Origin of the sequence: Anaerococcus groningensis (assembly GCF_046365465.1) — a bacterium.
Classification (GTDB): domain Bacteria; phylum Bacillota; class Clostridia; order Tissierellales; family Peptoniphilaceae; genus Anaerococcus; species Anaerococcus groningensis.
The window spans coordinates 45,185-56,224 of the sequence record NZ_JBGMEG010000004.1 but is presented as its reverse complement, the minus strand read 5'-3'; the positions used below and the strand labels follow the sequence as shown (position 1 = coordinate 56,224).

The window sequence follows — 11,040 nt, the reverse complement described above, 5'->3', positions numbered from 1 at the left end:
ACAAATAAACCTAGTAATCCTTGGCATATCAATATTAATTATCATATTACAATCGTGCATGTCAGGTCAATTTCTAACACAATAGACTATTAACCATACATAGCTAATGTAAACTTTTATATAAATGTCATCGTACTTTATACGATACTATTGATAATTTATACACCCTGCAGATTTTCGGCAACAAGTTTTAGGATTAAATATAAAATAGTAAATGGACTTACCTACCTTGTGTCAATATATATATTACAAGGATATTCTATACATCGCACAATTTTTGTGTGTATAATAATAGAAATATTTTTGGATTTATTTATTGTAATTTTGCTAAGAAGGAAAATATCGGGAAATGGTCAAGAAAATTTCTATATATAAGTAAGGAGATTAAATGAACATATTTTTATCATCATCCCTAGTTGGGGCAAAAAATGGATTTGAGAGATTTATTGAAAAATATCAAGCAAGAGAAATAACATTTGTAGCAACTGCGGCAGAAGTTTCGCCATACACCCAGTATGTAGATGACGCACGTGAATATTTTATAAAAAAAGGATTTGAAATAAAAGACCTAAAAGTAAACAAGCTAGAGCAAAGTGATGCCAAGGAAATTATAAGTGATACCGAGATTTTATATGTATCAGGAGGTAATACTTTTTATTTGCTCCAAGAATTAAAAAAGAAAAACTTATTGGAATTAATCAAAGAAAGAGTAGATAAGGGCATGGTCTATGTGGGCGAATCAGCAGGATCAATTATTGCTAGTCCAAATATAGAATATATAAAATACATGGACGACCCAAAAGCTGCTCCTGAATTAAAATCAACAACGGCCCTAAACTTAGTAGAATTTTATCCGCTCCCACACTGGGGTGAGGAACCCTTTGAAGAAGCTGCAGAAAAAATTCACAAGACCTATGCAGATACTCTACCAATATGGGTTATAAATAATAAGAGTAGCATAAGTCATCTTAAGGAAAATGAGTATGGAATAGATTTTGGTGATTAGTTTTAAAAGCAGGATTTCCTGCTTTTTTGGTTGTAATTTAATTATTATCTTCAAGGGCAAGTAATTTTTTCTTTACATCAAGCCCATAAGCATAACCACGCAGCTTCCCATCACTGCCAATTACCCTGTGGCAGGGGATGATTATCATCAAAGGATTTTTGCCAATAGCGGTTGCTACAGCTCTTGTCGCTTTTTCATTATTTATTCCTCTTGCTATTTCTTTATATGTTTTAGTTTGTCCGTAGGGGATATTTAAAAGTTCTTGCCAAACTCTTTTTTGAAAATCTGTTCCCTCTAAAAGTATGAAATCATAGATAGTAAAATTTTTTCTAGTTCCTTTTAAGTACTCCTTTAGCTCATCTATAACCTTATCTGTGATTTCATTTTTTTCATCTTTATCATCTATGCCAGCGACTAGCTCAATTTTTGATATTTTTTCTTGGTAGGTAATTTTAATAATACCTACATCTGTTTGATAAAATGCAGTCTTCATAATTTAATTTTAATATATATGGGTAAAATCTCATAATAATAGGTAAAAAAATTAAAATTTTTAAATTTTAATGTATAATAATCATAAATAAAATTCAAGAATCGAGGTAATTATGAACTACGATAAAAAAATTGAAGCTATTGCCGGATACATAGAATCTGGAGAAAAAAGTGTGGATGACTTCAAAGTTGGTTTTGAAGTTGAACATTTTGTTATAGATGCTGATACTATGGAGACTTTAACTTATGAAGAAGAAGGCGGAGTGCGTGATTCTTTAGAAGAGATTGAAAAAATGGGCTATGATGCTTCTTATGAGAAAGATAATATCATGGGCCTTAATGCAGATAACTTCTCTATATCAATAGAACCTGCTGCCCAGTTTGAAGTAGCCTACGCTGCCCAAAAAACTATGGATGAGCTTTTTGATAATTACAAAAAAGTCATGGCTGAGCTTATTCCGGTTTTTGATAATAAAAACCAGCTCTTAGCCCAAGTTGGCTACCAACCAAAGACAAAAATTGAAAACCTACCCTTTATACCAAAAGAACGTTATAAATATATGTCCCAATATTTCAAAGATTTTGGTGGAACTAGTCCATACAACATGATGAAGGGATCTGGGTCTTTACAAGTTGCAATAGACTATAAGGATGAAGAAGACTTTAAGAAAAAATTTTTTGTTGCCAACGCTGTATCTACCTTTTTGTATAGTACTTTTGATAATGCCTATATTTTTGAAGGTGAAGTATATCCAAAGCATAATCTTCGCCAAACTATATGGGATCATTGTGATAAGAGTCGCTCTGGCATATACGATTTTGCCTTTGATAGCGATTTATCTTACGAGAAATATGCAGCAAAAATATTAGCTACTGATAGTATATTTATTCACAAAGATGGTAAGGATATTTATACAGCTAATACTCCTTTTGAGGAAATTTTTGATAATGAAGATATGACTCTAGATATGATTAATCACGCTCTTTCTATAGTATTTCCTGATGTTAGAGTTAAAACATATATAGAAGTAAGGATGCCTGATAATGTTCCTTACCCTTATAATTTTGCAGCAGTAGCCCTTATTAAAAATATGTTCTATGATGAAGAAATTTTAGACTTTTTATATGACTTATTTGCTGATATGACCTATGAGAAATCACAAAAGTTAAAAGATAAAGCAGTAATGCAAGGTGTAGATGCCGTATATAAAGATAAGAAAATCTCTGAATGGATGCTATTAGTTACAGAAATGATAAAAGAGGACCGTGAGTATATCGATCCTTTAGAAGAACTGCTTAAAAAAGATCAAACTCCAAGAGATATTTATGAAGCTTTATACAAAGAAAATCCAAAGGATGCTATTTACCAATATTCTGTAAATAAATTTGTAAAGGAAAACTAGTGGCAAAAATAAAGAAAGCCTTTGAATGTACCAACTGCGGCCACACCCAACCACTTTGGGCAGGTAAGTGCCCAGAATGTGGCAAATGGGGCTCTTTAGTTGAAGTAACAGTAAAAGAAAGTAAAAATAAAGCCAATGTAGTTGTAGATGAAAAGGCTGCAAAAAAACTTAATAGTATAAAGATAAACGAATCAGAAAGAATAAAGTCCACTTTTGATGAATTTGACCGTGCGGTTGGTGGGGGATTGGTACGAGATAGTGTTACAATCCTAACTGCAAGACCTGGAGCGGGTAAATCTACCCTCCTCCTCCAACTATCCAAAGCCTATGCAGATGAAGACTTAAAAGTCCTTTATGTATCTGGCGAAGAATCAGAAAGTCAAATAAAATCCCGTGCCGATAGGATTATGAAAAATTTACCAGAAAATGTATGGATTCTTTCTACAAATTCCATGGATAGTGCGGTAAATGAAATAAAAAATATAGATCCAGATGTAGTTTTTCTAGATTCTATCCAAACTTTTACCTTGGCGGAATTTGACAACAAGGCAGGTAGCCCTACTCAAACTATAGAAGTAGCAAATAAGGCAGTGGAAATAGCCAAAGACGAGTACAAAAAACGCGCTATTATTATGATTGGTCACATGACCAAGGCCAATGAGATGGCAGGACTACGTACTTTGGAACACTTGGTAGATACCGTTTTGGTTTTGGATGGAGAAAGTGACGAGGACTTAAGGGTTCTAACTTCAACAAAAAATAGGTTTGGCCGTACTGGTGAAATTGGACTGTTTTCTATGACAGAAGATGGACTTATTGAAATATCTAATCCAAGTGAATATTTTATCACAGCCCGTGAAAATGAAATCGAAGGATCAGCTATTTCTGTAACCAAGGAAGGATCTAGGTTATTAGAAGTAGAAATAGAATCTTTGGTCAGCAAATCATTTCTTCCATATCCACAAAGAATAGGGGACTCTCTTAGAAAAGATGATTTAAATACATTAATATCCATCTTACAAGAGCGTGCAGGACTTAATCTTTTTGACTACAATGTAATCATAAAAACAACAGGAGGCCTTAAATTATCCGAGCCATCAGTAAACCTTGCTATAATGATGTCTATTGCATCTTCTCTGCTAAAAAAACCAATAGATGATAAAACAGTATTTATTGCTGAAGTAGGACTTACAGGAGAACTTAAAAAAGTGCCTCAAATCAAGCAACGCATCAAAGAATTAGAGAGACTTGGCTATAAAAAGTGCTTTGTGGCTAGAAACTCTGTTGATGAGAGTGAATTTACTGGTATAAAGGTTATACAAAGAGCAAATATTAGGCAAGTAATTGATGATTGTTTTAGATAGTTTCTAAGGAGGAGTTTATGAAAGATTGGCTGAAAAACGATGATAGGGGTAATTATGCATTTTTCTTTATCTCTTGGATGTTGCTATCTTATACAAACAACACATTTTTTGCTAAAAATAGAAATGTTTTATTTTTCATGGTGCCCATTTTCATAGTTCTAGGTATAGATTATTATTTAAAGCATCCCCCAAAATACCCTAAGTATTTAATAGCAACTATAATTTTCGCCCTATATTTTGTATCCTTACCCAAGTATACAACAGATTACGCTTATAAAGTTATAGATGAAAATTATGGATCTGGCTTTCTTATCATGCCTAATAGTAGTGAGAAGGTAAGCTCTCTTAATCCCTTTAGTGAGGAAAGGTACTACTTTTTTATAAATCAAAATGGTAAACAATATTTGTTTAACGCGAGAACTGGGAAAGTCAGAGAGACTAATTTTAAAACAGATAGCAAAGGCAATATCGATATTAATACTGCCAAGTAAAAAATATTGTTAAACTTGATTTTATTTAAATTTGTGTTATAATAGCTATACAAAATATGAATGCAAGAAATCTTGCATAAAGTTGCCTATTATGGCGTACATATATTAAGGAGAGTTTTATGAAAAACTTAAATAAATTTGCTCTAGTAGCAGCTATGGCATTTGCATTTTCAGCTTGTGGAAATGATGCAAACAATACTGCAGATAATGCAGAAACAGTACCAGCAGAAGAAGCAGCACCATCATTAGGTGAAGCAACAGTTGCAGGTTACGGTGGAGATATCAACGTAAAAGTTCACTTTGGTGAAGACGGAGTTATCGAAAAAGTAGAAACAACTCACGAAGAAACAGAAGATATCGGAGCAGCTGCTATTCCAGAACTTGAAAAAGCAGTAGTAGAAAAAAATGGTACAGAAGGCGTTGATAACGTATCAGGTGCAACAGTAACATCTGAAGCTTTCAAAACAGCAGTTGATGAAGCAATCACAAACGCAAAATAATTTATTTTAAATTAACCACCCCTAGGGGTGGTTTTTCTTTGTTAAAAATCTTTTTATAATGTATAGTGGTTATGAAAAAAATTTATAGAGGGTTTTATGAAAAAGAAATCATATAGTTTATTAGCAATTCCTATACTTATAATAGGTCTTTTTGTAGTATTAAGATATAAGAATCGCGAGGTCTATACTTATAATTCAGAGGCAGTTTATGTTTATAATCTAACTGATGATAGAAAAGTAACAGGTAAGAATGAAGATGAAAAATTGCCTATGGCTTCCCTTACAAAGATGATGACAGTCTTAGTAGGGCTTGAGAAAATAAATGATTTGGGCGAAATAGCACCGGTAGATACAGAAAGTTACCAGAGGCTGGTAGCAGAAAATGCATCCATGGCAGGATTTTTTGGTGGAGAGATGACCACCTATCGAGATTTATTCTATGGGGCCATGCTTCCATCAGGGGGTGAGGCAGCAGATTCTATAGCTATAAATATTTCTGGATCTGTCTTAGGTTTTGTGGGTCTTATGAATGAAAAATGCGAAGAGCTAGAATTAAAGAATACCCATTTTCAAAATGCAGATGGTATGGACGCCATAGGTCATTATTCATCCGCCAAAGATATGGCCATGCTTTTAAAATATGCCCTAAATGATGGCAATTTTAGAGCCATATTTACTAAAAAAGATTACTTAAGCCAGCCAAATGACAATCACCCAGAAGGTTTATATATGACAAGTACCGTTTTTGATAAACTAAAAGATTATGACCAAGAGGGTTTTGAAATAATTGGTGGTAAAAGTGGTACAACTGATAAGGCCGGCCTATGTTGGGCGACACTTTCTGTTAAAAATGGGAAGGAATATATTATAGTAACTTTAGGCGCACCCTACGATGATATTGACAATCCAGGCGATGGGCAAGTAAGGGATACGCTAGATATTTTAAATAGGCTTTAAGGAGAGATTATGCAAAAAGTTTTGATTTTACAAGGAGACTTTGTAGATAAAGTTTGGGGAGGATCTAGATTAAAAGAAGAATTTGACTATGATATAGACTCTACAAACGTTGGAGAATACTGGGCCATATCCGGCATGGATGATGCAAGTTCTGTTGTTATAAATGGAGAGCTTGCAGGAGAGAGTCTAAAAAATATTTACAAAAACCACAAAGAATTATTTGGTGGATCAGAAGAAAAATCCTTCCCGCTTTTAGTAAAAATAATCGATGCGACTGATGATTTATCTATCCAAGTCCACCCAGATGATGAAATGGGGCAAAAATTAGAAAATTCTAGGGGTAAAACCGAGTGCTGGTATATCTTAAACGAAAACCCAGCTTCTATAATTTATGGACTAAATGCTAGTAGTAAAGATGAAGCTGTAGAAAAAATTCAAAACAAAAAGTGGGATGAAGTTTTAAAAGAAGTTCCAGCAAATAAGGGGGATTTTTTCTTTGTACCAGCGGGCACAGTCCATGCTATAAAAAAAGGTTGTCTAATTTTAGAAATCCAACAAGCAAGCGATATAACCTATAGACTCTATGATTACGATAGGCCAGATAAAGAGGGAAACTTGCGTGAGCTTCACATTGAAAAATCTCTTGAAGCTATAAAACTAAATGAAGTAAGAGATGAAAAAGAAATAGAAATAGAAGAAACTGGCAATCTAATAACAACCATACTAACAAAAAATGACTTTTTTGAAGTAAGAAAACTAGAAATAAATGGACATACAGACCTTATAAGATCTAGTGACTACTTGCTAGAATCGGTTGTAGAAGGGGTTGGAGTTTTAAAAGTAGATGGAGAAGAATACAATATCAAAAAAGGAGACTTTTTTATCTTAACAAATGAGGTATCCAGCTACGAATTTGATGGAGACCTTACCATAATAGAGTCAAATATAGCAAAAAAATAAGAGCCAAAAGGCTCTTTTTTTAATGTTATATCAGTACAAACCTAAAATTCTCTCAAACCACATAATAAAAGAATGGGGGATGATTTTGGAAATCACTAACATAAATTTTGCAGATGGATGAACTGTGATAATATCTTTATACTTAGCCTGTTTTAAACTTTTTGCTACAAGCTTATTTATATCTTCTGTCGCATATTTTTTAATGCCGCTGGTATTATTTGCACCAAATTCTGTATTAACAGGATTTGGACAAAGGGTTGCTACATGGATTTTCTTATCCTCAAATTCCCTATTTAAGGCGCGAGATAGGCTTATCAAGTAAGCCTTACTTGCTGCATAAGTTGCAAACCTAGGTTGGGGGATAAAACCAGCCACTGATGCCACATTAATAATTAGAGAATTCTTTGCCATATGGGGCAAAATTACTTTTATCATCTGGCTGGCAGCTAGGATATTTAAGTCAATAGTTTTTTTATTCGCTTCTAAACTTAGGTTTTCAAAATAATCATTAAAGCCAACACCAGCTGCATTTACTAAAAGTCCGACTTTATCCCTTGTAAACTCAAGCTTATTTGCTATTTTAAATAAACTTTCCTCATCTAATAAATCTAGGGCAAGGATTTTAGTTTTACTTTTTAAATTACTTTTAACGTCTGCTAGGCGCTCGTATCTACGCGCTATTAGCCAAATCTCATCATAATTTAAATTATCAACTTGATAGGCAAATTCTCTACCTATGCCTGAGCTTGCCCCAGTTATTATTGCAATCATAGACCTCTTTTAGCTTCTAAAATTAAGTTCTGTTTCAGATTCCATAAGTCTTGGGAAAGGTCAACATAGTAGTCGTGAGGTTGGTCAAATCTTTTAACTTCCTCCCAGAGGCTATTAATTTCTTTTTTACAATAGTCATGGATTTCTTGGATATCCGGTTGCTTATAAATTAATTTTCCATCTTCAAAAATAGGTACTTGCATAAGGCGAGCTTCGTAATTATCCATTTTTTTCATCTTCCATGTAAATAATGGGTCAAAGATTACTAGAGGTTTGCTCTCATCAACTTCTTCCTCACGTAGAGCGATATAATCAGCCTCAGCCTTGCCAGTATTTTTATCATATAGCCTGTAAACTTTTTTAAAGCCTGGTGTTGTAATTTTTTCTACATTTTCTGAAACTTTGATACGGGCTTTTAGCTCATCATTTTCATAAATGCCTACTAGTTTATAAACGCCACCAAATACTGGGTCAGACTTACTTGTTATAAGTCTTTCGCCTATACCAAAGGCATCGATTTTTGCCCCTTGGGCTGTTAGAGAATTTATTTTAAATTCATCTAGGGAATTAGATGCAACTATTTTTGTATCTTTAAAGCCATTTTCATCTAATATTTTTCTTACTTCTTTAGATAAATAAGCAAGGTCCCCAGAGTCTATTCTCACCCCACCAGTAAGGCCTTTTGGTTCTAAAACTTCTTTAAATATACGCATAGCATTTGGTAAGCCGCTATTAATTGTATCGTAGGTATCGATTAAAAGTGTGCAGTTTTCTGGATAAGTTTCAGCATAAACTTTAAAGGCTTCATATTCACTATCAAAAGCTTGAATCCAAGCGTGAGCCATAGTACCAGATGGCTTAAAGCCATAGGTTTTGGCAGAAAGTGTATTACTTGATACAGGTGCTCCTGCTATAAAGGCTGCTCTTGCACCTGTTAAAGATGCATCTGCTCCTTGGGCACGGCGGGCACCAAATTCCATAACAAGCCTATCACCAGCTGCTTTTACAATCCTGCTTGTCTTTGTAGCTATCAAGGAGTTAAAGTTCATTGATAAAAGTAGGTATGTCTCCATAATAGAACATTCAATAATAGGTGCTCTTACTGTAATGATTGGCTCATTAGGAAACATAACAGATCCTTCAGGAAAAGCCCACACATCGCCAGTAAATTTAAAATCACGTAAATATTCTAAAAAGCCATCGGAAAAATCTCCAACTTCTTTTAGATAATTTATATCATCTTCTGAAAAGTGTAGATTCTCGATAAAGTCTATTATGTCATTTAGACCAGCAAAGATAGAATATCCGCCCTCATCTGGATTTGACCTATAAAATGCGTCAAAGACTGCTATAGTATCTTTCATGCCATGATTAAAATAGGCATTTGCCATGGTAAACTCATAAAAATCACTGAGCATAGATAAATTTCTAGTATTATTCATAATATCCTCTCTTCAATTTATTTCTTATTCCATTGTATATACAATGGGACAAAAATGCAAATGTTTGCAAAATATTCTTACCTATAATTATGCCCGTTTATAGGTATTTTATGCAAATTTATATTAAAATTTTATTTTAGGGTAAAGGTTAAGTAAGAGAAAAGTATGAGAAAGGGAGGGAAAATGTATATATTTGACATAGATGGTACGCTTTTAGATACTATCGACGCCATAAGTTTTCACCTTAATGAAACTTTAAGAAAATACGAATTAAAAGCCATTCCTAAAGAAAAAGTTCTAGAATTTGTAGGTAATGGTCCTAGGGTTTTGATAGATAAGACTATGGCTTATGTAGGATTTACAGGAAATGAGGCTTTAAAAGAAGAAATTTATAATAGGTACAATGAAGCTTACGATAATGATCCAGTTTATCTAACTAAGCCTTTTGATGGTATAAGGGAGTCTTTAGATAAATTAAAGGAAAATGGAGAAGTCATAGCGGCTTTTTCTAACAAACCAGATGAAACTAGCAACAGGGTTTTAAAGGCTATTTTTGGAGAAAGATATTTTGACTATATCCTAGGTTATAGGGAAGATTATAAGAGAAAGCCATCTCCAGAAGGAATTATGATAATAGCAAATCACTTTGATGTACCATTTTCAAAAATTATGTACTTTGGGGATAGTGAAGTAGATATGAAGTGTGGGAGAAATGCAAGTATCTTTACCGTAGGATGCTCTTGGGGATTTAGAAAAAGAGAAGTATTAGAGAGAGAAAATCCAGATGCAATTATTGATGACCCAAGTGAGATAACATCTATAAAAAGAATATAGACTTAGAAAAACATATTGATTATACTTTATATAATATTAAAAAATATTAATCAAGCTAGTTAAAATTTTAATCCTTTGATATCCTTAGTATATATTGCTTAAGGATTGGAGAAGAAAATGAGGCTAGTTATAGAAAATTTATCAAAAAAATTTGATCAAAAGAGTGTCTTAGAGGATTTATCTGCCACTTTTGACCAAGGGATTATCTATGCCCTACTTGGAAGAAATGGCGCTGGAAAGACTACTCTTTTTTCTTTGCTTGCAAAAGAACTTAAAAAAGATAGTGGAAAAGCTTACCTGCTAGAAAATGGTGAGAAAATAAATCTAGCAAGTAAGGATGTATTTTTTATGTTAGCAGAGCCTGAACTGCCTAGGTTTTTGACAGCAAGGGAATTTATAAAATTTTTTATAGAGGTAAACAAAGATAGGATAAAAGATCTAAAAGATCCGTCCTATTATTTTGACCTTGTAAGATTTGAGGAAGAAGATAAGGATAGGCTAATCCAAGGCTACTCTACAGGTATGAGAAATAAAATTCAGATGATGATGTTTCTTATTTTAAAACCAAAAGTAATTTTAATGGATGAACCTTTAAATTCTCTTGATGTAGTAGTGCAAAAAGAAATGAAAGATTTAATAAAATCTATAAAAAACGACCATATTATAATTTTCTCCACCCATATTCTAGACCTGGCTAAGGATATATCAGATGAAATAGTTTTATTACATAAGGGTCAGATAGAAGAAGTAGATAGGGAAATTAAAAATAATCCAGATTTTGAAGATAAGATAATAACTCTATTACAAACGGAGGCCTAGG

At 33.3% G+C, this 11,040-nt stretch carries 12 protein-coding genes; 9 read left to right on the top strand and 3 right to left on the bottom strand.

Going from position 1 to position 11,040, the window contains the following annotated elements; genetic code table 11:
• The first annotated feature begins 388 nt into the window (after positions 1 to 388).
• Positions 389 to 1,006, top strand: a complete 618-nt coding sequence (locus AB9Q04_RS03440) for a Type 1 glutamine amidotransferase-like domain-containing protein (protein ID WP_410023982.1) — start codon at positions 389 to 391, stop codon at positions 1,004 to 1,006.
• A 37-nt stretch (positions 1,007 to 1,043) separates the two neighbouring features.
• Here the strand turns inward: AB9Q04_RS03440 and AB9Q04_RS03435 are convergent, their stop codons facing one another.
• On the bottom strand, positions 1,044 to 1,499 hold the full coding sequence (locus AB9Q04_RS03435; RefSeq protein ID WP_410023981.1) for a methylated-DNA--[protein]-cysteine S-methyltransferase: 456 nt from the start codon (positions 1,497 to 1,499) through the stop codon (positions 1,044 to 1,046).
• A 112-nt stretch (positions 1,500 to 1,611) separates the two neighbouring features.
• Between AB9Q04_RS03435 and AB9Q04_RS03430 the strand changes: the two genes are divergently transcribed.
• The 6 genes from AB9Q04_RS03430 (at position 1,612) to manA (ending at position 7,173) form a co-directional block, all read left to right on the top strand.
• Positions 1,612 to 2,901, top strand: coding sequence for a glutamate-cysteine ligase family protein (locus AB9Q04_RS03430; RefSeq protein WP_410023980.1), 1,290 nt, complete (start codon positions 1,612 to 1,614; stop codon positions 2,899 to 2,901).
• On the top strand, positions 2,901 to 4,265 hold the full coding sequence (gene radA / locus AB9Q04_RS03425) for a DNA repair protein RadA (RefSeq protein WP_410023979.1): 1,365 nt from the start codon (positions 2,901 to 2,903) through the stop codon (positions 4,263 to 4,265). Before AB9Q04_RS03430 ends, radA begins: the two co-directional genes overlap by 1 nt.
• A gap of 17 nt (positions 4,266 to 4,282) precedes the next feature.
• The gene (locus AB9Q04_RS03420; protein ID WP_410023978.1) at positions 4,283 to 4,756 is read left to right on the top strand and encodes a hypothetical protein; all 474 of its coding nucleotides are present in this window, start codon (positions 4,283 to 4,285) and stop codon (positions 4,754 to 4,756) included.
• Between the two features lie 119 nt (positions 4,757 to 4,875).
• On the top strand, positions 4,876 to 5,256 hold the full coding sequence (locus AB9Q04_RS03415) for an FMN-binding protein (RefSeq protein WP_410023977.1): 381 nt from the start codon (positions 4,876 to 4,878) through the stop codon (positions 5,254 to 5,256).
• A 96-nt stretch (positions 5,257 to 5,352) separates the two neighbouring features.
• Positions 5,353 to 6,213: a D-alanyl-D-alanine carboxypeptidase family protein gene (locus AB9Q04_RS03410; protein WP_410023976.1), complete on the top strand. Its 861-nt coding sequence runs from the start codon at positions 5,353 to 5,355 to the stop codon at positions 6,211 to 6,213.
• Positions 6,214 to 6,222: 9 nt separating this feature from the next.
• Positions 6,223 to 7,173 (top strand): mannose-6-phosphate isomerase, class I, encoded by a 951-nt coding sequence (gene manA / locus AB9Q04_RS03405; protein WP_410023975.1) that lies wholly within the window; start codon positions 6,223 to 6,225, stop codon positions 7,171 to 7,173.
• Between the two features lie 30 nt (positions 7,174 to 7,203).
• Here manA and AB9Q04_RS03400 read toward each other — a convergent pair whose 3' ends face one another.
• Both AB9Q04_RS03400 and AB9Q04_RS03395 read right to left on the bottom strand, forming a co-directional pair.
• A complete protein-coding gene (locus AB9Q04_RS03400) occupies positions 7,204 to 7,944 on the bottom strand; it encodes an SDR family NAD(P)-dependent oxidoreductase (protein WP_410023974.1) in 741 nt (246 codons plus the stop codon).
• Positions 7,941 to 9,386, bottom strand: a complete 1,446-nt coding sequence (locus tag AB9Q04_RS03395) for a nicotinate phosphoribosyltransferase (RefSeq protein ID WP_410023973.1) — start codon at positions 9,384 to 9,386, stop codon at positions 7,941 to 7,943. The genes AB9Q04_RS03400 and AB9Q04_RS03395 overlap by 4 nt, the downstream gene beginning before the upstream one ends.
• 183 nt (positions 9,387 to 9,569) lie before the next feature.
• On the opposite strand from AB9Q04_RS03395, the gene AB9Q04_RS03390 reads away from it, so the two are divergent.
• Entirely contained in the window at positions 9,570 to 10,220 is a 651-nt protein-coding gene (locus AB9Q04_RS03390; RefSeq protein ID WP_410023972.1) for an HAD family hydrolase, read from the top strand.
• Between the two features lie 117 nt (positions 10,221 to 10,337).
• Positions 10,338 to 11,039, top strand: a complete 702-nt coding sequence (locus AB9Q04_RS03385) for an ABC transporter ATP-binding protein (RefSeq protein WP_410023971.1) — start codon at positions 10,338 to 10,340, stop codon at positions 11,037 to 11,039.
• Position 11,040: the final 1 nt, after the last annotated feature.